Source organism: Methylobacterium gregans (assembly GCF_022179245.1).
Classification (GTDB): domain Bacteria; phylum Pseudomonadota; class Alphaproteobacteria; order Rhizobiales; family Beijerinckiaceae; genus Methylobacterium; species Methylobacterium gregans.
On record NZ_BPQM01000059.1, the window covers coordinates 25,096 to 50,590 of the forward strand.

General features: G+C 65.8%; 15 protein-coding genes and 5 pseudogenes. 15 read left to right on the forward strand and 5 right to left on the reverse strand.

Annotated elements, in window-relative coordinates; all coding sequences use genetic code 11:
• Window positions 1-419: 419 nt before the first annotated feature.
• Entirely contained in the window at window positions 420-896 is a 477-nt protein-coding gene (locus tag MFF54_RS12515; RefSeq protein WP_238303220.1) for a cache domain-containing protein, read from the reverse strand.
• 275 nt (window positions 897-1,171) lie between these two features.
• Here MFF54_RS12515 and MFF54_RS12520 point away from each other — a divergent pair, with 275 nt between their 5' ends.
• The 11 genes and pseudogenes from MFF54_RS12520 to MFF54_RS12570 form a co-directional block, all read left to right on the forward strand.
• Window positions 1,172-1,963 (forward strand): DUF2189 domain-containing protein, encoded by a 792-nt coding sequence (locus tag MFF54_RS12520; protein WP_238303221.1) that lies wholly within the window; start codon window positions 1,172-1,174, stop codon window positions 1,961-1,963.
• Between the two features lie 59 nt (window positions 1,964-2,022).
• On the forward strand, window positions 2,023-2,862 hold the full coding sequence (locus MFF54_RS12525) for a cytochrome c oxidase subunit II (RefSeq protein WP_238303222.1): 840 nt from the start codon (window positions 2,023-2,025) through the stop codon (window positions 2,860-2,862).
• Between the two features lie 5 nt (window positions 2,863-2,867).
• Complete coding sequence (gene ctaD, locus MFF54_RS12530; RefSeq protein ID WP_238303330.1) at window positions 2,868-4,634, forward strand: cytochrome c oxidase subunit I; 1,767 nt, start codon at window positions 2,868-2,870, stop codon at window positions 4,632-4,634.
• Window positions 4,631-5,329, forward strand: a complete 699-nt coding sequence (locus tag MFF54_RS12535; RefSeq protein WP_238303223.1) for a cytochrome c oxidase subunit 3 — start codon at window positions 4,631-4,633, stop codon at window positions 5,327-5,329. The genes ctaD and MFF54_RS12535 overlap by 4 nt, the downstream gene beginning before the upstream one ends.
• 19 nt (window positions 5,330-5,348) lie before the next feature.
• On the forward strand, window positions 5,349-6,086 hold the full coding sequence (locus MFF54_RS12540) for a heme-copper oxidase subunit III family protein (protein WP_238303224.1): 738 nt from the start codon (window positions 5,349-5,351) through the stop codon (window positions 6,084-6,086).
• 9 nt (window positions 6,087-6,095) lie between these two features.
• Entirely contained in the window at window positions 6,096-6,428 is a 333-nt protein-coding gene (locus tag MFF54_RS12545) for a cytochrome C oxidase subunit IV family protein (protein ID WP_238303225.1), read from the forward strand.
• A 157-nt stretch (window positions 6,429-6,585) separates the two neighbouring features.
• Window positions 6,586-6,828: pseudogene (locus MFF54_RS12550) on the forward strand (aminotransferase class I/II-fold pyridoxal phosphate-dependent enzyme); the annotation flags it as partial.
• Between the two features lie 5 nt (window positions 6,829-6,833).
• Window positions 6,834-8,252, forward strand: a pseudogene (locus tag MFF54_RS12555) (cytochrome ubiquinol oxidase subunit I).
• Window positions 8,253-8,262: 10 nt separating this feature from the next.
• Window positions 8,263-9,270: a cytochrome d ubiquinol oxidase subunit II gene (gene cydB, locus MFF54_RS12560; protein WP_238303227.1), complete on the forward strand. Its 1,008-nt coding sequence runs from the start codon at window positions 8,263-8,265 to the stop codon at window positions 9,268-9,270.
• On the forward strand, window positions 9,270-9,407 hold the full coding sequence (locus MFF54_RS12565) for a DUF2474 family protein (RefSeq protein ID WP_238303228.1): 138 nt from the start codon (window positions 9,270-9,272) through the stop codon (window positions 9,405-9,407). The genes cydB and MFF54_RS12565 overlap by 1 nt, the downstream gene beginning before the upstream one ends.
• Before the next feature lie 894 nt (window positions 9,408-10,301).
• Window positions 10,302-11,525, forward strand: a pseudogene (locus MFF54_RS12570) (NAD-dependent epimerase/dehydratase family protein); the annotation flags it as partial.
• On the opposite strand, the gene MFF54_RS12575 reads toward MFF54_RS12570, so the two are convergent.
• Window positions 11,499-12,287 carry a WecB/TagA/CpsF family glycosyltransferase gene (locus tag MFF54_RS12575; RefSeq protein WP_238303229.1) on the reverse strand — a complete coding sequence of 263 codons (789 nt, stop codon included), beginning with the start codon at window positions 12,285-12,287 and terminating at the stop codon, window positions 11,499-11,501. The pseudogene MFF54_RS12570 and the gene MFF54_RS12575 sit on opposite strands and share 27 nt — an antisense overlap.
• Window positions 12,288-12,604: 317 nt before the next feature.
• On the opposite strand from MFF54_RS12575, the pseudogene MFF54_RS12580 reads away from it, so the two are divergent.
• Both MFF54_RS12580 and MFF54_RS12585 read left to right on the forward strand, forming a co-directional pair.
• Window positions 12,605-13,279, forward strand: a pseudogene (locus MFF54_RS12580) (transposase).
• 535 nt (window positions 13,280-13,814) lie between these two features.
• Window positions 13,815-15,866 carry a YgiQ family radical SAM protein gene (locus tag MFF54_RS12585; protein ID WP_238303230.1) on the forward strand — a complete coding sequence of 684 codons (2,052 nt, stop codon included), beginning with the start codon at window positions 13,815-13,817 and terminating at the stop codon, window positions 15,864-15,866.
• A 7-nt stretch (window positions 15,867-15,873) separates the two neighbouring features.
• Here MFF54_RS12585 and MFF54_RS12590 read toward each other — a convergent pair whose 3' ends face one another.
• Together MFF54_RS12590 and MFF54_RS12595 are read right to left on the reverse strand one after the other, a co-directional pair.
• A complete protein-coding gene (locus MFF54_RS12590; RefSeq protein ID WP_238303231.1) occupies window positions 15,874-17,733 on the reverse strand; it encodes an ABC transporter ATP-binding protein in 1,860 nt (619 codons plus the stop codon).
• A gap of 742 nt (window positions 17,734-18,475) precedes the next feature.
• Window positions 18,476-19,168 (reverse strand): annotated as a pseudogene (locus MFF54_RS12595) (transposase); the annotation flags it as partial.
• A gap of 379 nt (window positions 19,169-19,547) precedes the next feature.
• Here MFF54_RS12595 and MFF54_RS12600 point away from each other — a divergent pair.
• Both MFF54_RS12600 and ocd read left to right on the forward strand, forming a co-directional pair.
• Window positions 19,548-20,018 carry an arginase family protein gene (locus MFF54_RS12600; protein WP_370880147.1) on the forward strand — a complete coding sequence of 157 codons (471 nt, stop codon included), beginning with the start codon at window positions 19,548-19,550 and terminating at the stop codon, window positions 20,016-20,018.
• Window positions 19,973-21,025, forward strand: coding sequence for an ornithine cyclodeaminase (gene ocd / locus MFF54_RS12605; RefSeq protein WP_238303232.1), 1,053 nt, complete (start codon window positions 19,973-19,975; stop codon window positions 21,023-21,025). Before MFF54_RS12600 ends, ocd begins: the two co-directional genes overlap by 46 nt.
• Window positions 21,026-21,759: 734 nt before the next feature.
• Here ocd and putA read toward each other — a convergent pair.
• Entirely contained in the window at window positions 21,760-25,458 is a 3,699-nt protein-coding gene (gene putA / locus MFF54_RS12610) for a trifunctional transcriptional regulator/proline dehydrogenase/L-glutamate gamma-semialdehyde dehydrogenase (RefSeq protein WP_283206279.1), read from the reverse strand.
• Window positions 25,459-25,495: the final 37 nt, after the last annotated feature.

Here is a 25,495-nt window from a genome sequence, read left to right on the forward strand (position 1 = left end):
ACGCAGCTTTGACCGAGATAAGAGCAATTCGAGCAAGTTGCCAGCCCCTACCGGTTCTTACTAAACATCCGTGCTTTACCTTGTGGTTGTCCGCTGTAGGCTGTGTCTAAGGGGGGTATGTGCGATGCTGTGTATAATATTGTGGTGCATATAATATATTACCGCGTTTGCTTCAGAGGGAGTCGGCGCATTTTCAATGCCGATTATGGGTATGGGAACTAAGTTCTTATCTTTGGAGCAGTGCTTAGGTCGTTCTGCTGCCTGCGGCCGGATGATCGCAGCGCATATTGCTGAATTACTAAGCATTACGATCTTAATCACCCCTAAGATCTGCTCGATGCAGATAGTAGAGCAGATGTAAGCCAGCCTGTGGCTACCAAGCTCGCTTTGAATTGGCTAGCGTGCGGCAGAATTGATTCTCAGTCAACGTAGGCGCCCGCACCGACGAGAGCGGTAGTTCCGCTGATCGTCACGCCGCGAAGATAGCTCCACTTCACGACCGGTATCGTACCCCCGGGCTTGGGAAACATGTAGTCGACCCAGCCTGACCCGTATCTCTTCACGACGTCCACGAAATCTCTGTGAAAGCGTTTTCCGTCTGCGTCGCGCTCATCGATCCAGTTCCGTCCCTCACGATGCGGATGCGCCGCGTTGAACAAAACGTTCCCTGAGAGGTCCATGGCGAACAGATAGAGGTCGTCGTGCCGCCATGGACTGTTCGGCTTCCTGAATTCCTCGAACGCCCCCGGGCCCCGACGGTCCAAGAACTCGGCGGCCGCATCGACGAGATTCTCGATCTCGGCGGCTTCGTGCGCCCGGGGAACGGCCTTCTGCGCGAGCGCGGGAGCCATGAGGAGCAGAAGCAGAAAGGGCCAGGTCAGGAGGACGCCGCGCATGGCTGTGCCTCTTGTGAGTCGGATGGTGCCTGCTACCGAGAACCCTCGCTTCAGAAGCATACTCGCGGCATAGATCGAAACAAGTCTTCAGAGCAGCTTGGCGCAGGGGCCCGTCACGGGCGCACAGCGGCGTTCTGGAAGGCAAAAATCCACGCGACAGGCCGACTTGATTCGGCTATAAGACTCGTTGATTGCGCATGAAAGCTTAGCGATAGGCGTCCAGTTGGATGTCCGAAGTCAGTCGCGGGCGTGTCTTCCCAACGGAGGGCTATGCGATGGCCGGTTTCCACACCGTCTCTCAGCGGCCGAATCTGGTGCGCGCGCCCGTGCGTCGCATCGGCCTTGACGATCTTCGGGTCGCCCTGCGGAAGGGCCTGGACGATTTCGTCGCTATGCCGACACACGCCCTCTTTCTCATCGCCATCTATCCGGTCGCGGGCGTGCTCATCGCGGCCGCGACGTTTGAGAACGACGTCGTGCCGCTGATGTTTCCGCTGGCGTCGGGCTTCGCCCTGCTCGGCCCCTTCGCGGCGGTAGGGCTCTACGAGATGAGCCGACGACGGGAACAAGGCCACGACATCGGTTGGATCAACGCCTACGCGCCTCTGACCGGTCGGCCCGCACAGGCCATCGGCGTGGTCGCCCTGGCCCTCGCGCTGCTCTTCGTCGCTTGGCTGATCGCCGCAATGGCCTTGTACTGGACTCTCTACGGTGAGGCGCGTCAGGACTCTGTATTTGGCTTCCTGAAGGAGGTTCTGACGACGCCGAAAGGCTGGACGCTCATCGTGGTCGGGAATCTCGTCGGTGCTGCCTTCTCACTGATCGCGCTGGCCATCAGCGCCGTCTCCTTCCCGCTGATCATCGACCGTGGCACCGATGCCGGGACGGCCATCGCGACATCCGTCGCGCTCGTTCAGCAGAACCCGGGCACGATGGTGGTCTGGGGGCTCATCGTCGCGGGTCTCCTCGTTCTGGGGATGCTGCCCCTGTTCGTGGGGCTCGCCCTGGTCCTGCCAATCCTCGGTCACGCCACATGGCATCTCTACCGGCGAGCCGTCGTGTCCTGACGGCCTCCCGAAACCGCAACGGCCTGCCCCGGCGGCTTGGCGGGGCGCGGGAGGAAGTGATGGCGCTGATCCTGATCCTGATTGCCGTTGGCTCCGTGGCGTTCCACCTGTTGAGCCCGTGGTGGTGGACGCCGATCGCGTCGAACTGGAGCTACATCGACACCACGCTGATCATCACGTTCTGGATTACCGGCGCCGTCTTCGTCGCGATCGTGCTGTTTATGGCCTACTGCCTGTGGCGCTTCCGCCACCGGCCGGGGCGGCGGGCCGCCTACGAGCCGGAGAGCCCCCGCCTGGAGGGCTGGCTCACGGCGGTGACGGCGCTCGGCATCGCGGCCATGCTCGCTCCGGGCCTCGTCGTCTGGAGCCAGTTCGTGCGAACGCCGGCGGACGCCGTCGAGGTCGAGATCCTCGCCCAGCAATGGCGGTGGAGCTTCCGCCTGCCCGGAGCCGACGGCCGTCTCGGCGCCGCCGACATCCGCCATGTCGGAGACGACAATCCGCTCGGCATCAATCCCCAGGACAGGGCTGGCCAGGACGACATCGTGATCGACGGGGGCGATCTGCACCTAGCCCTTGGCCGGCCCGTGAGGGTTCTGATGCGCTCCTACGACGTGGTCCACAATTTCTACGTCCCGGAATTCCGCGCCAAGATGGACATCATTCCCGGCATGGTGACCCACTTCTGGTTCACGCCGAGCCGAACGGGGGCCTTCGACGCCATCTGCAACGAGGTCTGCGGCACCAGCCACTACGCCATGCGCGGTCGCGTCGTCGTGGAGGACGAGCCTGCCTTCCGCGAATGGATCGACCGGCAGGAAACCGTCTCGCAACGCGCCGCCCGATCCACCGGGACGCGCGAGGCCGGCCTCCACCCGCCCGCGACGGACGTGCGGTGACGACCATGTCGGACGCGATCACCGGTCCGCAGGGCGGATCTACCCTTCTCCCTGAAGCGGACGACCTCTACCATCCGCACAGCTGGTGGACCCGCTACGTCTTCAGCCAGGACGCGAAGGTCATCGCCATCCAGTATGCCGGCACCGCCCTGGCGATCGGTTTCGTCGCCTTGATCCTGTCATGGCTGATACGATTGCAGCTCGGTTTCCCGGGGCTGGCCACCTTCATCGGCCCGGCCGAGTATTACCAGCTGATCACTATGCACGGCATGATCATGGTCGTGTACCTGCTCACCGCGGTGTTCCTCGGCGGGTTCGGCAATTACCTGATCCCCCTGATGCTCGGCGCGCGGGACATGGTCTTCCCGTACCTGAACATGCTGAGTTACTGGATCTACCTGCTGGCCGTCCTAGTTCTGGTGGCCAGCTTCTTCGCGCCAGGAGGGCCGACCGGTGCGGGCTGGACCCTCTACCCGCCCCAAGCCATCCTCGCGGGCACGCCCGGGCAGCCATGGGGCATCGTCCTGATGCTCGTCTCGCTCATCCTGTTCATCGCGGGCTTCACCATGGGCGGCGTGAACTACGTCGTGACGGTGCTGCAGGCGCGCGCGCCCGGCATGACGCTGATGCGCATGCCGTTGACGGTCTGGGGGATCTTCACGGCGACCGTCCTGGCGCTGCTCGCCTTTCCAGCGCTGCTCGTCGGTGCCGTGATGATGCTGTTCGACCGTCTGCTCGGCACGAGCTTCTTCATGCCGGCCATCATCGAGGCGGGCCAGCGCCTGCGCTACGGCGGCGGCAGTCCGATATTGTTTCAACATCTGTTCTGGTTCTTCGGTCATCCCGAGGTCTACATCGTGGCGCTGCCCGCCTTCGGCATCGTCTCCGATCTGATCAGCACCCATGCCCGCAAGAACATCTTCGGCTACCGGATGATGGTCTGGGCGATCGTGGCCATCGGCGTGCTGAGCTTCGTCGTCTGGGCGCACCACATGTATGTCAGCGGCATGAATCCGTATTTCGGCTTCTTCTTCGCGACGACGACGCTGATCATAGCGATTCCGACGGCCATCAAGGTCTACAACTGGGTCCTGACTCTCTGGCGCGGCGATATTCACCTGACCGTGCCGATGCTGTTCGCCATCGCCTTCATCGTCACGTTCCTGAACGGCGGTCTCACCGGCCTGTTCCTCGGCAACGTCGTCGTCGATGTGCCGCTCTCCGACACGATGTTCGTGGTCGCCCATTTTCACATGGTGATGGGCGTCGCCCCGATCCTGGTGATCTTCGGCGGCCTCTATCACTGGTACCCGAAGGTCACCGGCCGCATGCTCGACGCGCGCCTCGGCCAGATCCACTTCTGGATCACCTTCCTGGGTGCCTACGCGATCTTCTTCCCCATGCACTATCTCGGCCTGCTCGGGGTGCCGCGACGCTACTACGAGACAACCGGCCTCGGCTTCGTGCCGCCATCCGCCGAGACGCTCAACGCCTTCATCAGCCTCGTGGCCTTCGTCGTCGGGGCCGCGCAGATCCTGTTCCTGTTCAACCTCCTGCACAGCCTGAGACATGGCGCGCCCGCGGGCGGCAACCCCTGGCGGGCGACGACACTGGAGTGGCAGACGCCCGAGACCCCACCGCCGCACGGCAACTGGGGGCCGAACCTGCCGGTCGTCTACCGCTGGCCCTACGACTACAGCGTGCCCGGCGCGCCGGAGGACTTCCTGCCGCAGAACCGGCCGGACCCCGTCCGTGCGGGGGGGGGGCCGTGAGCCTGGTCCTCGCCTATCTAGCCGTTCTCGGCGCCGTCGCCGCGCGCTGGCTCGCGCGGCAGCACCTCGCGGACCGGCCCTGGCTCGCTGTCGGCTCTCCGCACCCGCTCGGAGCAGCCGCTGCCCCGCCTTCTCCGGCAAGGCTTGCCCTCGGCGTCTTCCTCGCGAGCGCCGGACTGCTCTTCTCACTTCTGGTGGCCGCCTACGCCATGCGCGTTCCCAGAACGGCGCTCGTTCCGCTGGAACCGCGGCTGCTCTGGCTCACCACGAGCCTGCTCGGGGGTGCGAGCCTCGCTCTGCACCGGGCCCACGCCGCGGCGTTGCGCGGGCGGGAGGAGGACGTTACCGCCGCCCTCGGCTTCGCCATGGCAGCCGGCCTCGGGTTCCTCGGCGGCCAGGCGCTGGCTTGGCGCGCGCTCTGGCAAGCGGGCCTCGCGCAGGGACCCGACGGGGCGGCGGCCTTCTTCTGCCTGATCACGACTCTGCACGGTCTGCACATCCTGGCCGGCCTCGTCGTCCTCGCGTGGATGACCGTCCGAGCTGCTCGTCTGCCGCGCACCAAAGGGCCGGAGCCGGGTATCGCGCTCTGCACCTTGTACTGGGATGCCCTTCTGGTGGTCTGGCTGGTGTTGTTCGGGCTCCTGTTCCGAACCCCCTGGTCGGGACTGATCGACGCCCTGTGCCGGCCCGGCTGATGCCTCGCGAGGCTGCCCCATGACCCAAACCGCAGCCGGCCACGGTGCCGCCCTTCAAGGACCGCCCTCGGACCTGCCGTCAACGCGCCTGCGCCGCCTCTCGGCCGAGTGGTCAGGCGATCGACAGGTCTTCGCCGATGCATCCTGGCGCAAGGCCATGATGTGGATCTTCCTGCTCAGCGACACCTTCGTGTTCGGATGTTTCCTGATCGGCTACATGACGGTGCGCATGTCGACCCCCGTGCCGTGGCCGAACCCGAGCCAAGTCTTCGCCATTGAGATCGCCGGCAAGCCCTGGCCCCTCCTTCTCATCGCGATCATGACCTTCGTGCTGATCTCGAGCAGCGGCACGATGGCGATGGCCGTCGCGTCCGGCTACCGCCGCAGCCGCCGGACCACGGCGCTCCTGATGGGCCTGACCGCGCTGCTCGGAGCCACCTTCGTGGGCATGCAGGCCTTCGAGTGGACGAAGCTGATCTACGAGGGCGTCCGACCCTGGGCGAACCCTTGGGGCGCGGAGCAGTTCGGCTCGGCCTTCTTCATGGTCACGGGGTTCCACGGCACCCATGTCACCATCGGGGTGATCGCGCTCCTCGTGATGGTCTGCAAGGTGTGGCGCGGCGACTTCGATACCGGCCGGCGCGGCACCTTCACGAGTCGTCCGGGGAGCTACGAGAACGTCGAGATCATGGGCCTGTACTGGCACTTCGTCGATCTCGTCTGGGTCTTCATATTCGCGTTGTTCTATCTCTGGTAGGAGGGTGCCATGCAGGCGACGGCCCGGGCGACCGAGCAGGCCCACCCGATCCGGCTCTACCTCGTGGTGTGGGCATGGCTGTTCGTACTCAGCGCCTGTTCCTACCTCATCGATTACCTGCACCTGCAGGGCGGTTTGCGCTGGTCCCTGATCCTTCTATTCATGATCGTCAAAGCGGGATTGATCGTCGCGGTCTTCATGCATCTCGCCTGGGAGCGCGTAGCCCTCATCTACGTGATCCTGATCCCTCCTGCGGCGCTGCTGATCTTCATCGCGATCATGGCCATCGAGGCGGATTACACGCTGGCGACCCGCGTCGCGCAGCAGGTCAGCGGCCGTTGACCAGAATCCTGGGCGCCCGCTCCCGGCCCACCGATACTTCCTGAATGCCGCTCGGCGACTGAAACGAATGCGATCGGGGGCCTATCCGTGTGAGGCACTGCGCGGACTTCCGGTTCTCCCGACACAATGGTGCCGCTGATGGCAACGATCACGGCGGCTCCTCGGGCGGCATCATGCGCTGCGGGCGATGATGCGCAAGGTCGGCCTGCCGGTTCTGCCGAGCGAAAGCCACAATCTGCCGGTGATGGGCGGCGGCGCCCACCCCGCCCGGCGGCCCTCCAAGAAGATGGCGAAGCGGCGGGGCATCTATGTGCAGCCGACCGGCGCCCCGACTGCGCCGTGCGGTGGCGAGATGAACCGCGGCCCCATTCCCGGGCTTTACGGAGTGCGGGAGAGGTGACCGGCATGCTGGCGAACGTTGACGCCTTGTTGCTTGCAAGGTGGCAGTTCGGGTTCACGGTGGCGTTCCACATCGTGTTCCCGGCCTTCTCCATCGGCCTCGCCAGTTACCTGGCGGTGCTGGAGGGGGTCTGGCTGGCCACCGGCCGTCAGGTGTTCATCGACCTGTTCCGATAGTGGATCAAGATCTTCGCCATCGGCTTCGCCATGGGCGTCGTGTCCGGGCTGGTCATGTCTTATCAGTTCGGCACGAATTGGTCGGTCTACGCCGACAAGACGGGCCCCGTGCTAGGCCCGCTGATGGCCTACGAAGTGCTCACGGCCTTCTTCCTGGAGGCCGGCTTTCTCGGCGTCATGCTCTTCGGCATGAGCAAGGTCGGGCCGCGCCTGCACTTCCTCGCCACCCTGATGGTGGCCATCGGGACCTTCCTCTCGGCGTTCTGGATCCTGTCCGTGAACTCTTGGATGCAAACGCCCCAGGGACACACGGTCAATGCGGCCGGCCAGTTCGTCCCGGCCGACTGGTGGGCCATCGTCTTCAACCCCTCCTTCCCCTATCGCCTCGTCCACATGGTTCTTGCGGCCTACCTGACCACCGCGCTCGTCGTCGGCGCGGTCGGCGCATGGCACCTGCTGCGCGACTGCACGAACGAGGGCGCGCGGACGATGTTCTCGATGGCGATGTGGATGCTCGCCGTCGTGGCACCCATTCAGATCCTGGCCGGCGACGCCCACGGCCTAAACACGCTGGAGCACCAGCCGACCAAGGTCATGGCGATGGAAGGCCACTTCCAGAGCCACCCGGACGGCGCTCCGCTCATCCTGTTCGGCCTGCCCGACCAGGAGGCCGGCACGGTGCGCTACGCGATCGAGGTGCCGAAGCTGTCCTCGCTGATCCTCAAGCACGGCTTGAACGAACCGCTGAAGGGTCTCGACAGCGTGCCGCGGGAGAACTGGCCGCCGGTCCCCATCGTGTTCTGGTCCTTCCGTGTGATGGTCAGCTTGGGGCTGCTGATGCTCCTGCTGGGCTGCCTCAGCCTGCTCGCCCGCCTCAGGGGCAAGCTTTACCAATGGGCGGCGCTGCACCGCTTCGCCCTCGCCATGGGGCCTGCCGGCTTCGTCGCCGTGGTGGCCGGCTGGATCACCACCGAGGTCGGGCGCCAGCCCTTCACCGTCTACGGCCTCCTGCGCACGGCGGAATCGGCCTCGCCGCTCCACGCACCCGCCGTCGCCGCGTCGCTCACCGCCTTCGTGCTGGTCTACTTCGCTGTCTTCGGGATGGGCATCCTCTACATTCTGCACCTGATGGCGAAGTCGCCGCACCGGGGTGAGCCTGGGATCGAGCCCGGGGCGCCGATCCGCACCGCCGGCATCACGCCCGCGCCGTCGCTCGATCCCGACCGCACTCTCCGCCCGGCCGAGTAAGGAGCCTGTCATGCTCGCCAACATCGACCTGACGGTGGTCTGGGCGCTCATCATCGCCTTCGCGGTCTTCGCCTACATCGCGATGGACGGCTTTGACCTCGGGATCGGCATCCTGTTCCCCGCCTTCCGGCCAGGGCACGAGCGCGACACCGCGATGAACTCGATTGCGCCGGTCTGGGACGGCAACGAGACCTGGCTGGTGCTCGGCGGCGGCGGCCTGTTCGCGGTCTTCCCGCTGGCCTACGCCGTCATCATGCCGGCCCTCTACGCGCCGATCATCGCGATGCTGCTCGGGCTGATCTTCCGCGGTGTCGCCTTCGAGTTCCGCTGGCGCGATCCCGGCCACCGGGCGCTCTGGGACGTCGCCTTCAACGGGGGCTCGGTCGTCGCGGCGCTCGCTCAAGGGATCACCCTCGGCGCCCTGCTGCAGGGCATCAAGGTGGAGGGCCGCGCCTACGCGGGCGGCTGGTGGGACTGGCTCACGCCCTTCAGCCTGCTCGTCGGTCTCGGCATCGTCTGCGGCTACGCCCTGCTCGGCGCCACGTGGCTGGTGATGCGGACGGAGGGGAGCCTGCAGGAGCGGGCGCGCACCTTCTCGCTCTGGCTCGGCGCGGCCACCGTCGCCGTCATCGCCGCCGTCAGCGCGGCGACGCCCTTCCTGGAGGGCAAGTATTGGGAGCGCTGGTTCTCGATGCCGAGCGTGTTGCTCACTGCCCAGGTGCCGCTCCTCGTCGCGGTGGCATCGTTTCTATTCTTTCGCCTCTTGCGCGGGGGGGCGGACAGAGCGCCGTTTCTGCTGGCGCTCGGGCTGTTCCTGCTCTCCTTCGTCGGGCTCGGGATCAGCATCTTTCCAGATGTCGTCCCGGGCCGGATCACGATCTGGGAGGCGGCGGCACCGCATTCGAGCCAGGTCTTCCTACTCGTGGGTGCGTCCGTCCTGATCCCGGTCATCCTGGCCTACACGGCGTACTCGTACTGGGTCTTTCGCGGTAAGGTCGGTGCAACAGGATACCACTGATGGGTACCATCTCCGCTCCCCGACACTCAGCACCTCTGTGGCGCCGCCTCGTGTGGTTTGCTGCCCTGTGGGCCGGCAGCATCCTCTCGCTCGCGATCATTGCGGGCATCCTGAGGGCATGGCTGAAAGCGGGCTGACGGTCGATACACCTCCGCCGCAACGGGACGGGACCCGAGCGCGTCCCCTGACGGCGCCAGGGTGGCCTCAGTAGACCCGTCATCGGTGATGCCCAGGAACGGGGAGCCGATCCTCGATATTGGCTGGCTAATTCGGGATCATGCCGGTCCGGAGGATGAGCTGTCTAAAACACCCGGAGCACACCGCGCATAATCTCATATGCTAAGAAACGCAGGGAAGGCCGATGCCCAATCCGCTCAGATCATAACGAATGTCTGCGCGCATGTCCTCGTCGTCCACATGGTCATCGCCGAACAGCTGCAACTTTCCAGCCGTCGTCGTCAGGGAAGATGGTACTGTCCCCGCGAGACTTGAAATGATTCTGGCGAAACTCGGAAGCCGTTCCAGAGGGGATCGATGGAAGTCTGCTGCCGAGGATGCAGGAGGCTTCAGAGAGATATTTGACGGCAACGCACGGAGCAAATTGTTCCGATCGGTCTGTTGAGCTGGGACGATCATCATCTATAGATGATATAGTATCATCAGATTTAAAAAAATTCACAACGATTCTAATAATTTATATTTTCTGCATTTCCGGCGTATTTACCTTGATCTTGAAGGTCGCCCGAACCATCAGACGCGAACGATCGAAAATTTTTGATTGATCGAACTGAACGCGTGCAAATCGGGATGGCCGAGGTTCAGCACAAGTGCCAAACGGACTAATCCGAAGTTTGATTATTAAAGCCGCGTAAATTTGTCGCAGTATAAGTACATCAGTATGCGGAGCAAAGTCGCTGTGCGGCAAGACAAAAATATTTCGGCGTATACGCGTGGTGGGTGCTCTTTTGGCGCCGGTGATGCTTTCTCATTGGTGTCCCTTTCGATTCGATCATAAGAGGAGGGGAGCGACAATGACGTCTTTCCTGCGTCACCCTAATGGCGGGCGCTGCAAGATTTTGGTTCTGGGCGGCGACGGGTTCTGCGGTTGGCCAACCAGCTTGTACCTGTCTCGCCTGGGCTGCGACGTGACGATCGTAGACGATCTCTCACGTCGCAGGACAGACCGTTCTCTCGGCACATCCTCGCTGACGCCGATCCGTTCGATCGGGGAGAGGCTGTCCGCCTGGGAAGCAGTCAGCGGCGAGAGGATTCGCTACGTCGCGTTGCGCGTTGGCGTGAACTACGCAGCTTTCCGCGATCTGATCGCTGATGTACGGCCGGATACGATCGTACACTTCGCCGAGCAGCGCTCGGCCCCGTTCTCGATGCGCTCCGCTCGCGAGAAGCGCCTCACCATCGAGGGTAACGTCTGTGCGACACACGACGTCGTCTGCGCGCTCGCCGAGACAGGGCTGAACGCGCATCTCGTCCATCTCGGGTCAGTTGGAGTCTATGGTTATAGTTCGACCGGGTTCCCCAGGCCTGAGGGCTACCTCAAAGTCACGGCCGAGGCTCCTTGCGGCACCTTCGAGAAGGAGATCCTGTATCCAGCCGATCCGGAGAGCATCTACCACCTGACCAAGGCGCTCGATCAACTCGTGCTTCAGTACTATGCCAAGAATGATCGCCTGAGCATCACCGACCTGCACCAGGGCATCGTCTGGGGCACCCAGACCGAGGAGACCGCCCTCGACAAGCGCCTGATCAACCGCTTCGACTACGATGGCGATTACGGCACCGTTCTCAATCGCTTCCTCGTCCAGGCTGCGCTCGGCTACCCGCTCACGGTGCACGGCACTGGGTGCCAGACCCGCGCCTTCATTCACATCCGAGACACGGTGCGGTGCATCGCGCTTGCCATCGGCGACGCACCCCGGCCTGGCGAGCGCGTGCGTATTCTCAACCAAGTCACAGAGACCCACCGGGTCATCGACCTTGCACGTATGATCGGGCGGCTCAGCGGCACGCCGTTCGAGCACGTCGCCAACCCGCGCCTGGAGCCGGAGTCGAACGAGCTTGACGTGAGCAACGCAAGCCTGCTCGGGCTGGGCCTCGTGCCCACGCGCCTTACAGACGCGCTACCCTTCGAAGTATCCGGGATCGCCCGCAAGTATGCGCATCGCTGCAACCGAAACACGATCCCCAGTCAATCCTGCTGGCGCACCGGTTCAGCGGAGGGGCTTGCGCGCGGGCCAACGCGCTCCCCAGCGGGCGTACACGAGTTGAAGGCCGGCCTTCCAGAGAAAGCTTGGCACGATCCGGATATAGCGGCGCCAGAGTCGGCGCGGCTCTGAAGCGAGACGCCAGAGCCATTGCAGAGGTGTGCGCCTGATCCAGGCGGGTGGGAGCGGCTTCGTCCCTGAAAGAAAGTCGAAGGCGGCGCCGACGCCGATCATCACCGGAACCTCGAGCCGTCCGAGGTGGGCGTCCATCCAGAATTCTTGTTTGGGCGTACTGAGACCAACCCAGAGAATGTCGGGCTGGCACGCGTTGATCAGCTTGACCGCCGCCGCGTCCTCGTCCCGCGTCATCGGACGGAACGGTGGCGTCAAGGTGCCGACAACCTTCAGGCCCGGGAGCGTCCGCATGAGCCGCTCGCGCAAGGCGTCGGCCACACCCGGGGCGCCCCCATAGTAGAACTGCCGGTAGCCACGCTCGACAGAGAGCTCGCTGAGGCGCTGCATCAACGCTGGCCCATACACCTGGGTGGTTTGTGGATGTCCGAGCCACCGCGCCATGAGCACGATCGGCATTCCGTCCGGTACGACCAGAGCGGCCCGATCATGGATCGCCCGTAGATGCGGATCGCCCTGACATTCGATGATGCCGTGCGCGCTTGTTACACAGATAAACCCACTTTGGTTCTCCGCAATCCACCGCGTGATATGCGCTATGACGTCATCCATCGTTACGGCATCGACGCCGACACCCAGAATGTTTGCGCGCATCTCGGACATGACGGCCTCTCCAAGCCTTTCGGAAGCCTAGCGCAGAGCTGATCTCGGCCGTAGGAGAATTTAGAGGTAGGTGGAACTTGCGCCTTCGGCCTGGCGCTTCACGAACACGGAGTTAATCCCATGTCCGCGACCACACAGTCCCGGCCTGCCGCGACGTGCCGGTCGACGACCGGGGTCTCCGAGGGGACGTGACCGACGAGCGCATGTCCAACGCGTCGTTCGCGCGAACGCCACCGAGCTCGCCTTCCCGCAGGGAGATCCCCCGCTACAATGCCTAGAGGCTGTTACGGACCTGTGAGCGCACCAAGTATTCAGGGATGCAGTCCCGCCGCGCCTACCCGCCCGATGTCAGCGATGAAGAATGGGCGCTCGTCGCCCCTTACCTGACGCTGTTGCCCGAGACCGCGGGCCAGCGTGAGCACAGTCTGCGGGAGGTGTTCAACGGGCTGCGCTACGTGGTGCGGGTCGATCCGAGGAACCCTCCGCCGTGGTGGTCGACAGCCGGACGCTCCGCTCGACGCCCGAGAGTGGCGCGCGCCGCCTGGGACGGACACAAGCGCACCCGTGGCTCGAAGCTGCACGCGGCGGTCGATACGCTCGGCCAAGTTCTGGCGCTGCATGTCACACCCGCCGATGCCGAGGACCGCGCCGCCGTGGCCGTGCTCGCTGAGGCCGTGCAGGAGGCCACCGGTGACAGGGTCGACCTGGCCTATGTCGATCAGGGCTACACGGGCGAGCCTGCGGCGAAGGCAGCGGCCGATCACGGCATCACCCTGGAGGTGGTGAAGCTGTCCGAAGCCAAGTGCGGCTTTGTCCTGTTGCCGCGCCGGTAGGTCGTCGAGCGCGCCTTCGCCTGGATGGCCCGCTTCCGCCGCTTGGCCCGCGACTACGAACGCTTGCCTGAGACCCTGGCCGGATTGCACCTCGTTGCCTTCAGCGTCCTACTCCTTCGCAGGGCCGCCGACTTCGCTGCAGTTCGTAACAGCCTCTAGCCCAACTGGCGACCCTCTAATCTCCGGACACCATCGAAGCGGCACTTGGCCCGGACGGCTCGGAGATGGCCGTTCGATGTGGCACCTCAACGCTGACGACGGCGGCCTTTAGCTCGGGTCATGACGTCGCCGAGCATCATGACGGATGGCATCTCGGCTCGAAGCACTCTGAGGAACACCGAAAGGCTACGCTTCAGCTCCCTTGTCTCAGCGAGCATGACGACATGCTTGGTGTGGACCGGGCCTGCCAATCGTGCCTGGCCAGTACTCCCGTAGGGAGGTCCGGTCGATCCTGTGCCGTCATCGGCTATGCTGGCGGGCCGAGCGGACCGGCCGCCCGAATGGCGGGTGCATGAAACGGCAGCTGAGGACGATTGCAGGGAAAGCCCAGCAGGCGCTCAGTGCGGGCGTTCACGTTGCCGCATGCGCACGATGGCGCGGACGATGGGCGTCGCATCCGCCTCGATACGATTGGGATTCTGGGCTCTTCCACCTTCGTTGAGCTCGCGGTCCGAGTGGCTTATGCAGTGGCACCATGGACACCCGCGCTTCCGCCGAACAATCCTCGGCTCCCCTGCAGCCCCTGGCCTGCAAACCGCGGCCTGCCGACAAGGCGGCGCCGTTCCTGCCGATGAGCCGCGCCGAGATGGCCGCGCTCGGCTGGGACGCTTGCGATATCGTGCTGGTGACGGGCGATGCCTACGTCGATCATCCCAGCTTCGGCATGGCCATCATCGGCCGGCTGCTCGAGGGGCAGGGGTTCCGGGTCGGCATCATCGCGCAGCCCGACTGGCAGTCGGCGGAGCCGTTCAAGGCTCTCGGCAAGCCGACGCTGTTCTTTGGCGTTACCGGCGGCAACCTCGATTCGATGGTCAACCGCTACACGGCGGATCGCCGCCTGCGCCACGACGACGCCTACACGGCCGGCGGAGAGGGCGGAAAGCGCCCGGACCGCTGCACCATCGTCTACACGCAGCGCTGCCGCGAGGCCTACAAGGACGTGCCGGTCGTGCTCGGCGGCATCGAAGCCTCGCTGCGCCGGATCGCGCACTACGATTACTGGTCGGACAAGGTGCGCCGCTCGATCCTGGCGGACGCGAAGGCGGATCTGCTCCTTTATGGCAATGCCGAGCGCGCCGTGGTCGAGGTGGCCAACCGCCTCGCGGCCGGCGAGGCGCCGCACCAACTCGACTCGGTCCGCGGCGTCGCGCTGTTCCGTCGCGTGCCCGAGCATTACACCGAGCTGCCCGCCGACGACCTCGACTCCACGGACGAGGCCGCCGCCCGCCGGCCCGGCGAGACCGTGATCCGGCTGCCCGCCTACGACGAGGTCAAGGACGACAAGGAGGCTTATGCCCGCGCCTCGCGCGTGCTGCATCGCGAGGCCAATCCGGGCAACGCCCGCCCGCTGGTGCAGCGCCACGGCGACCGCGACCTATGGCTGAACCCGCCGCCGATCCCGCTCTCCAGCGACGAGATGGATGCGGTCTACGACCTGCCCTACGCCCGCGCACCCCATCCGTCCTACGGCGACGCGAAGATCCCCGCCTGGGACATGATCAAGTTCTCAGTGACGATCATGCGCGGCTGCTTTGGCGGCTGCACCTTCTGCTCCATTACCGAGCACGAGGGCCGCGTCATCCAGAACCGCTCGGAGGGCTCGATCCTGCGCGAGATCGAGCGGATCCGCGACAAGACGCCGGGGTTCACGGGCGTAATCTCGGATGTCGGCGGGCCCACCGCCAACATGTACCGGATGGCCTGCAAGGACCCGAAGATCGAGGCAGCCTGTCGGCTGCCCTCCTGCGTCTTCCCGGATATCTGCCCGAACCTGAACACCTCGCACGACGACCTGATCCGGCTGTACCGCAAGGTCCGCGAGGTGAAGGGCGTCAAGAAGGTGATGGTCGCCTCCGGGGTGCGCTACGACCTCGCGGTCCGAAGCCCCGAATACGTGAAGGAGCTGGTGACCCACCACGTCGGCGGACGTCTCAAGATTGCGCCCGAGCACACCGAGCGCGGGCCCCTCGATCTGATGATGAAGCCGGGGATCGGCACCTACGACCGCTTCAAGGAGATGTTCGACGAAGCAGCTAAGCAGGCGGGCAAGAAGTACTACCTGATCCCGTACTTCATCGCGGCCCATCCCGGCACGACCGACGAGGACATGCTGCACCTCGCGCTCTGGCTCAAGAAGAACGATTACCGCGCCGACCAGGTGCAGACGTTCCTGCCCTCGCCGATGGCGACCGCGACGGCCATGTACCACACCGAGGTCAACACGCTGAAAGGTGTGCGGCGCGGCGGCAGCGAGCCGGTCGAGGCCATCAAAGGGATGCGGCAGCGGCGCCTCCACAAGGCGTTCCTGCGCTACCATGACCCCGAGAATTGGCCCCTGTTGCGCGAGGCGCTGCGCGAGATGGGCCGCGCCGACCTGATCGGGCCGCGGCCGGACCAGCTCGTGCCGTTCTCGCAGCCGCCAGGAACGGGCTCGGGCGCGGGCAAGGGGCGCGGCCAGCCGCGACCCACTTATCGCCCAAGTAGCGGGCAGCACTTCACCACGAAGGGCGTGCCGCTGCGGAAGTGACGGCTCCTTATCGGTAGGCCGCCGCCTGCAGCTCGAACAGTTCGGCGTAGCGGCCGCCGCTCTCGACCAACTCCTCGTGTGTGCCGGCCTCCCGCACCCGGCCGTCCCCGAGCACGACGATCCGGTCGGCCTGGCGCACGCTCGAGAAGCGGTGCGAGATCAGCAGTGCGGTGCGTCCGAGCGCGAGCGCGCGAAAGCGGGCAAACACCTCTGCCTCCGCGCGGGCGTCGAGCGCTGCGGTCGGCTCGTCCAGGACCAGCACTTCGGCCTCTCGCATATAGGCGCGTGCGATCGCGAGCTTCTGCCACTCGCCCCCGGACAGGTCGACCCCGTCTTCGAAGCGCCGTCCCAGCCGCTGGCCGTAGCCCGCCGGCAGCCGCCCCACCACCGCGTCGGCCAGTGCGCGCGCCGCCGCACTCTCGATCAGGGCCGCGTCTTCCCGCGCCGCGATGCGCCCGACCGCGATGTTCTCGCCCGCCGTGAGATCGAAGCGGACGAAGTCCTGGAAGATCACGCCGATGCGTGTCCGAAGTACTTCGGGGTCATAGTCGCGCAGGTCCCGCCCATCGAGCAGGATGCGCCCCTCTGTCGGGTCGTAGAGTCGCGCCATGAGCTTGACGATCGTGGTCTTGCCGCTGCCGTTCTCGCCCACCAGCGCCACGACCTCGCCGGCCTGTATCGTGAGTGAGAGGTTGCGCACCGCCCACCGCTGCGCACCCGGATAGCGGTAGCCCACCGCATCGAACACGAAGCCGTCGCGGATCGGTGTCGGGAACGGCGCGGGATGTTCAGGAACGCGCAGACGGGGGGCGAGCGCGAGGAACCCGAACAGGTCGTCGAGGTACTGCGCCTGACTCGAAAGCTGGGAGAGGCCGAGCAGCAGCCCCTCGACGAGGCCGCGCAGACGCAGGAAGGCGCCCGTCAGGAACGTGAGGTCGCCGAGTGTGAGCGTGCTGGTGGACGTCCGCAGCGCGATCACGAGGTAGGCGAGATAGTAGGCAAGCGTGCCGAGGCTGGCGAAGAGCCCACCCGCCACGGCCCGGCGCCGCGCGAGGCGGGTGTTCTCGCGCAGCGCCCGGTCGGCGAGCGTGCCGAAGCGCTCGGCGAGGTAGCCGCTGAGGCCGAAGAGCTTGACTTCCTTGGCGCTCTCGGCACCAGCCCCGAGCTGGCGCATGTAGTCGCCCTCACGCCGATCCGGCGAGCGCTGGTAGGCAAGACGATAGCCTTGGCGGTTGAAATGGAGCTCGTTCAGGAAGGCCGGGATCAGGGCGAGCACGAGCAGCACGACGAGCCAAGGCAGGAACGCGACGACGGCGACCGCCAGGGACAGGGCCGTGAGGCCGTCTTGGATCTGCCCGAGCAGCTGGCCCATCGGGTTCGCGCGCCAGGCGACCTGCCGCCGGGCGCGCTCCAGTCCGTCCTGCACGGCGGGATCCTCAAACTGGGCGAGATCGAGGGTAGCGGCGTGTGCCATCAGCCGGAGCGTCGTGGCATTGCCGGTCATCTCGGCCAGCACCCCGTCGACGAGACTCGTCGCGCGCCCGAGCAGGTCGGAGGCGAGCGCGAGCGCGAGCTCGACACCGATCAGCAGAGCGACCTGCCGCAGGATTGGGCTGGCGAACCAGGCCGAGGCGCTCGCCTGCGCGGCCGCATCGGCTTGCCCGGCTACAACCGTGTCGACGACGAGCTTGGCCACGTAGAGCATCAGCGCGGGCAGCGCTGCGCGGGCGATGCGCAGTCCAAGGCTAGCGAGCGTCAGGGTGCGATTCGTCGCCCAGGCGAGTTTGAACAGGGCGGGGAGGTGTCGGAGCGGACCGATCCTCGCCGCGGTTGCGCGGCGAAGCCGCTCGATGGTCGATGGATGCAAAACCCACTTCGCGCCAGTCGGGCGTTCCCTGCTGTATGTAGGGACAACGAGCGCGCCCCGGACCGGATTGCTACTCGTTCCGGGGCGTTGACGGCACGCGACACGATGGCACCCGCCGTCTGATGGCGGGGTCGGACCGGCCTCCGCTCGACGGAGCCGACTGCCGACGAGGCATCGGTAAGTGTTTGAGCGCGGCTGTCGCCGCGCCCGAAGGCGTCCGCCGCGCGTGCGAGCTCGTGAATTGCATCCGTCGAGGCGGCCACGCAGGGCGACGCAACGCATATGCAACATTCTCCCGCAGGTATCATCAGCAGAGCCACCAATAGGCGTGAGCTCGTCAACAGAGGCGATCTGCATCGGCCACGCCGCGAGCTGAGCGGCTGACCGTCGGATATCACGGCTAGATTTTAGGAGATGACCATCCTAACCTGGCGGGACGCGTTGCGCTTAGGAATAATTCGTGCTGCCACGATCTGCGCTGTTGAGTCTGTCCGCATTGGCGCTTGTTGCGAGTTCGGCTCGAGCGTTACAACCGACGGGTCAGATGGAGTTGGACTGCTCACGGTTCACGCGCAACCTGGACGGATCGTGGGGGGTGAAGCAGCCACTCGAACTTTTCAGCGAAAACGGTCGTGTCCGCATCTCTCCTGGGCCGCCGTTCAAGCCCGGTATGTCGTTTGGAGGGCTCGACATCGCGAGGATGCTCAATGAGCAGTGCCGCTAGAGCCTTGTCCGCTGACGGAGCGACGGCCAAGGCGGCATCGTAACAGGTGGCAGCGATGCAGTTGCGGCACTCGTCTGCCGTAAAGCGAGCGACGGCCTGGCGGATGGTGTTCCACAGGTCGGGGACAGTGTGGGCCGCCGTGGTTCGCAGGAGCCCCTTCAGCTTGGCGAAGATCTGTTGAAGGGTCCCCGATCGACAGGCCGCTGGGGCTATTCCTTTAATAAGATTTCAGTCCGTACTGTATGGCGGGAGGTCGAGCAGCCTCGCCCCGGCGGCCTCGATAGCCTCGCGCACAACCGGCACCTTGTGGGCCTGCAGGTTGTCGAGGATGACGGTGTCGCCGGGCCTGAGCGCGGGGACGAGCGTGTCGGTGATGTAGGCCCGGAAGCGTGCGCCGTTGGTGGCTCCGTTGAACAGGGTGGGGGCACATAGGCCATCCCTGCGCATGGCAGCAGTGACGGTGGTTGTCTCGAAGTGCCCGTGCGGGACGGCGAGGCGGCAGCGCTCGCCCCGCGGGGCCCGACCATAGCGGCGCGCCATGTTGGTGGCCGCTGCCGTCTCGTCGAGGAAGACCAGTTTGTCGGGATCGAGGGCGTCTTGGTTCTCGAACCACGCCTCGCGAGCGCCCCTTACGTCCTCGCGCGCCTGCTCGGCGGCGTGGATCGCCCCCTTTCGAACGGGTCGAGCCGCCCCCGCCCGGTGGCGCGCGAACCTTCAGGAGCACTGCCAGCCCCTAGACCGGGCGCCTGCAATCGTGCCGCAGGAGGGTGATCAGGGTCAGCTCGAGCGCATCCATGGCCGATCATGTTTCCAACATCCTGCACGATGAGACCTGAAAGATTGCACATTTAGGCAAAAATATTTGTCGTTCGACGGTGTTGAGAACGACGGGCCGGCTCGATACTGTCAAGGATATCGGGCAGTTCGGGCGGGAGCGAGTCAGTGGCATCGAGGAACCCAGACGCGTGCATCCTGGTCGGAGCGCCGGTGCAGGCCGGCATCGACCGGCCCGGCTGCGACATGGGGCCAAGCGCCTACCGGGCCGCGGGCCTTGGCGACGCGGTCCGCGACCTTGGGGTCGCGGTCGAGGATGCCGGCATGGTTGTGCCGAGCCCCTTCGACGCCAGACCCGCATCCGAACCCGGCGGTGCACCATCTCGCCGAGACGGCCGGCTGGACGCGCGCGCTCGCCGAGGCCGCATTCCGCCACAGCGCCGAGGCGCGACCGATCTTCCTCGGCGGCGACCACAGTCTCTCGGCCGGCACAGCGGCGGGAATGGCGCTGCGCTCGCTGGCCGAGGGACGGCCGCTGTTCCTACTCTGGCTGGACGCGCATGCCGACTTCCACACCCTTACACCACGACGAGCGGCAACCTGCACGGCGAGCCGCTCGCCTACCTCACCGGGCGGCTGGGTTTCGAGGGCTACTTCCCGCCCCTCGCCGCTGCGCTCGGTCCCGCCCGCATCAGCATGGTCGGCCGGCACATCCTCGACCGTCCAACCCGGAGCTTCTAGATGCCCGCCTTCAACATCGTCCCGTTTGTCAGCGTCGAGAACATGATGCGCCTCGTCCACGCGGTCGGGATCGAGGCGCTGCTCACCCGCCTCGCCGCGGCGATCGCCGAGGATTTCGCGCAGTGGCACGCCTTCCACAAAACGCCCCGCATCGCCGCCCACAGCCCGGACGGCGTCATCGAGCTGATGCCGACGAGCGACGGGACGACCTACGGCTTCAAGTACGTCAACGGCCACCCGAGCAACACCGTCGGCGGGCGCCAGACCGTGACCGCCTTCGGGGTGCTGGCCGATGTCGGCAACGGCTACCCGGTGCTCATCACCGAGATGACCCTGCTCACGGCCCTGCGCACCGCCGCCACTTCGGCGCTTGCCGCGCGCCATCTTGCGCGCCCGAATTCGCGCACGATGGCAGTGATCGGCAACGGCGCCCAGGCCGAGTTCCAGGCGCTAGCCTTCCGCGCGCTCCTCGGGGTCGACGCCCTGCGCCTCTACGACATCGACCCGGCGGCGACTAGGAAGTGCCTGCGCAACCTCGCCGGCCTCGGCTTCGACCTCACAGCCTGCACCAACACCGCGGAGGCTCTGCGTGGCGCCGACATCGTCACCACCGTGACGGCTGACAAGCGCAACGCCGTCATCCTCGGCGACAACCTGGTCGGGGAGGGGGTGCACGTCAACGCCGTCGGGGGTGATTGCCCAGGCAAGACCGAGTTGGCGCCGGAGGTGCTGCGCCGCGCCGACCTGTTTGTCGAGTACGAGCCGCAGACCCGCATCGAGGGCGAGATCCAGCAACTCGCCCCGGACCATCCGGTCACCGAACTTTGGCGGGTCCTGGCCGGCGACGCGCTCGGGCGCACGGATCCGCGGCAGATCACGGTGTTCGACTCGGTCGGCTTCGCGATCGAGGATTTCTCGGCCCTGCGCACCGTGCGCGACCTGCTCGCCGAGTACCCCTATTACGAGGACCTCGACCTCCTCGCCGACCCGGATGATCCCCGCGACCTGTTCGGCATGCTGCAGCGGGCGAGGCCGCCGCGACCGGCCGCGTGAGGCGGCCCTCAGACGACCGTCCTGGTCGGAGACAATGCGACGCTCGTCGTATCGACCGATGCCCACGTCTTATACCCTCTCGCCTTCGCATCGACGTGTCGATGCGAAGGCGTCCGGCGCATGAGCGCTAACGCCCGTTCGGGCGCACGGGAAAGAGGGAAGGGGACCGAACTGATGGCCATGGAATGTGCTCAGAACCGCCAGATTCCGCAGATGGTGTTCCGACCTGACTCGCAGCGACACAGCAAGGCGGCGCCATTCCGATACAACGACGCGATCCTAGAGCAGAGGCCGGTCGGGATGGTACACTCCCCAACGGCGGGATCAGCGACAATCTCACCGACAAGGCCCTGTTCAAGAGGATCTCTGTGCGGCTCGGCGTGAAGCCCGGCGCTTAGGCGCCGGTCTCCTCCGGCGGCGCTGTGAGGGGGCGCTCGTGACCCCTCTCAGTCTTTCATGATGTCCGCTTCACGAATTCGCCAAAGTCGGATTCCTACAGATCTTTTTTAAAATCTCGTTTCGAATATTCATAGCTTGTATTCCAATCAAACGTCCGAAGATGTGTTGTTTAGCGTGTAAATATATCATGCTGACCGGAACGGTAGGGCCAGTTGGAACCGCCAATGTTCTCTTCGGGATACATGAGCGTAAGAAGCAGCCGTTCGACGAATCGCGCCAGCCGATCGAATGCCGTTGGCGCACTTCGGCGAGCACGGTTTATAGGCTGAAGCAGATCAGCCTATCGACATGAGGCTGGCGTTGCCGCCCACCGCCGCGGTGTTCGTCGAAATTGTGCACTCCTCCAGCAGGCGGTTGAGGTCGTAGTCCTCCCCGGCCCTCAACGCCGCAACCGTCGCCGCCTGTACCGGCACGATGACACCCTCGCGCGAGGCCACTTCGCGGTTGACGATGCGCAGACCTTCAGCGTCGCCCTCGTAGAGCAGGCCGTCTAAAGCGTCCGAGGCCCGCCAGTCAGGTGCCATCACGACGTGGGGAGCCACCTCCCTCGGCAAGTCCCGCAGCGCGGCAGCTCCCGCCCCGGCCGTTTCGATTACGGCGACGTTCCCTGTCGCGAGAATCGCACCGACCTGGAGGTGAAGGCCCTCCGCCGTGGTCGCAAGCGCGGCAATCCGCCCGCGCGGGCGAAGGAGATAGACATTGCGCTCGGCCACTGGCCCGGCCAGCTCCATCCGCACGCCGAGAGCGGAGCCCGCCACGTAACCGAGGATGCGCTCCGCGGCGTCGATCGATCCCCGTCCCCGCAGCCAGTCCGCGTACACGCGGGCCACGGTGTGCCCCGTCGGCGCCGCCTCGAGGCCCCGCAGGGCAGTCCGGGGCGGGATGCCCATCAATCGGCTGAGATAGAGAGGGCCACCAGCCTTGGGCCCGGTACCGGAGAGCCCCAATCCACCGAACGGCTGGACCCCGACCACGGCTCCGATGATGTTGCGATTCACGTAGACGTTCCCCGCCTCGATGCGATCAACGACGCGGGCGATGGTCTCGTCGATGCGGGTGTGGAGGCCGAAAGTCAGGCCGTACCCGGTCGCGTTGATGTCCGCGACGAGGCGGTCGAGATCTCCACGGTCGTAGCGCAGCACGTGCAGTACGGGTCCGAAGACCTCGCGCTCGACGTCGGCGATGCGCGAGATCTCGATCAGCGTCGGGGCGACGAAGGTGCCGTTCGTCGTCTGCGCACCCAACGGTAGGCGTATCACCCGATGCCCGCGTACGGCCATCTGCGCGACGTATGCCTCGATGCCGTCGCGGGCCTTCGCGGTGATGACCGGGCCGACATCGGTCGAGAGCGCGTCGGGATTGCCGACCGAGAGTTCGTCCATCGCGCCACGCAGCATCGCGAACGTTCGGTCGGCCACGTCCTCTTGGAGGCAGAGGATGCGCAGCGCCGAGCAGCGCTGGCCGGCGCTGTCGAAGGCGGAGGCGACGACGTCGGCCACCACTTGCTCCGCGAGCGCCGAGGAGTCGACGATCAGGGCGTTCTGACCGCCAGTTTCGGCGATGAGGGGGATCGGCTGCCCCGTGGGCGTGAGCCGGTCGGCAAGCTGCCCCTGGATAAGGCGCGCCACCGATGTCGATCCCGTGAACATCACGCCCATGACCCGCGGATCGGCGATCAGGGCAGCACCGACTGTGCCGGTACCCGGCACGAGCCGAAGCGCATCGACGGGTACGCCAGCCTCGTGGAGGAGGCGAACGGCCTCGGCGGCGACGAGGGGCGTTTCCTCGGCGGGCTTGGCCAGCACTGCGTTGCCGGCCACGAGCGCCGCCGCGACCTGCCCGGTGAAGATGGCGAGTGGGAAATTCCACGGTGAGATGCAGACTACGGGCCCGAGCGCGGGGTAGCTGTCGGCGCCGAGCGTCCGCTCGGCCTCGGCGGCGTAGTAGCGTAGGAAATCGACCGCCTCGCGCACCTCGGCCACGGCGTTCGAGAAGGACTTGCCCGCCTCCCGCACGATCAGGCCGATCAGTTCAGGCATCCGCGCTTCCATCGCGTCGGATGCCCCGCGCAGCGTCGCTGCCCGATCCGCTGCGGCCGTGGCCGCCCAAGACGGGGCGGCTCTAGCTACGGCGTCGAGTGCGGCCGCAACCTCCGCCTCGCTCGCCTGCCGCCACTGGCCGACCACGTCGCGGTGGTCCGCAGGATTGACAACAGTCGTCGTGCCGCCGTCCTTGACGGTCGAGGATGGAAAAGCCGCCCAGTGCCGGGCTAGGCTCGCGCGCAAACCGTCGGCCAGCACCGCCAAGCTGTCCTCGTTCGTGAGGTCGAGGCCTGCCGAGTTCGCCCGCTCAGGCCCCAAGATGTCCCGTGGCAGGGCGATACGGGGATGGGGGGCGCCCTTGGGGTTTGTCGTCTGAACCACCGCCACGGGATCGGCGACGAGATCCTCGACCGAGACCGTCTCGTCGGCGATCCGGTTGACGAAGGAGGAGTTGGCGCCGTTCTCCAGCAGCCTCCGCACGAGGTAGGCGAGCAGCGTCTGGTGCGTACCGACGGGGGCGTAAATCCGGCAGGGGCGATCGAGCTTGCCCGGCCCGACGACCTCCTCGTAGAGCGGCTCGCCCATGCCGTGCAGGCATTGGAACTCGTACTGGCCCCGATAGAAATTTGGACCGGCCATGGCGACGATCGTGGCGAGCGTTTGCGCGTTGTGGGTCGCGAATTGCGGGAACACAGCGTCCGGCGCGGCGAGCAGCTTGCGCGTGCAGGCGAGGTACGACACGTCTGTGTGCACCTTTCGCGTGAAGACTGAGTAGTCCTCCAAGCCGTCGACTTGGGCGCGCTTGATCTCGCTGTCCCAGTAGGCGCCCTTGACGAGGCGGACCATGATCCGCCGCTCGGCCCTTCGTGCGAGATCTACCACCCAGTCGATCACGAACGGGCAGCGCTTGCCGTAAGCCTGGATGACGAGGCCGATGCCGTTCCAGCCCGCGAGATCCGAGTCGCAAGCCAGAGCTTCCAGCAAATCGAGGGAGAGTTCCAGCCGGTCCGCCTCCTCGGCATCGATGTTCAAACCGATGTCATAGCCCTTGGCGAGCGCGGCGAGGCCCTTCACCCGGGGCAGGAGCTCCGCCATAACCCGCCCACGCTGGGACCGGGCGTAGCGCGGGTGCAATGCCGACAGCTTGATCGAGATGCCAGGGCCTTCGTAGATCCCGCGGCCCGCCCCGTGACGGCCGATGGCGTGGATCGCGTCCTCGTAATCCCTGAGGTAGCGCGCGGCGTCCTCGGCCGTGGTCGCCGCTTCGCCCAGCATGTCATAGGAGTACCGGAAGCCAAGGCGTTCCATCTTTCGGGAATTCGCCAGGGCCTCGGCGATGGTCTGGCCCGTGACGAACTGCTCGCCCAGCATGCGCATGCCGAGGTCGGTCCCCTTGCGGATCAGAGGCTCGCCGCCCTTGGCGATCAGCCGGGTCAGGGAGGACGAGAGACTCGTCTCGCTCGTCGTGGTGGTGAGCTTGCCAGTGACGACGAGCCCCCAGGTGGCGGCGTTCACGAACATCGACGGCGACTGCCCCACGTGGCTCTTCCAATCGCCGTCTGCGATCTTGTCCCGGATCAGAGCGTCGCGGGTGGCGGCGTCGGGGATGCGCAGCAGTGCCTCGGCAAGGCACATCAGCGCCACGCCCTCCTGGCTCGAGAGCGAGTATTCGTGGATCAGCCCCTCGACGCCCCCCGAGCGGGTTCGTACGCGCAGCGCTCGGACCAACCGCTCCGCCGTCGCGGCGACGCCAGCGACCTGTTCGGACGCGACGCTGGCTTCGGGTAGCAGCGCGCGTACGCATTCGCTCTCGGGCCGGCGATAGGCTGCAGTGATGGCGGCTCGAAGCCGGTCCTGCGGCCGTACGTCCGCCAGAAAACGTCCGAACGTTACGCCGGCTTCGTCCGCTCGGGTTGCGGCATCTGACATCAACCCCTCCTGCTGCAAAGCGTGCCTGACGCCTGATGCA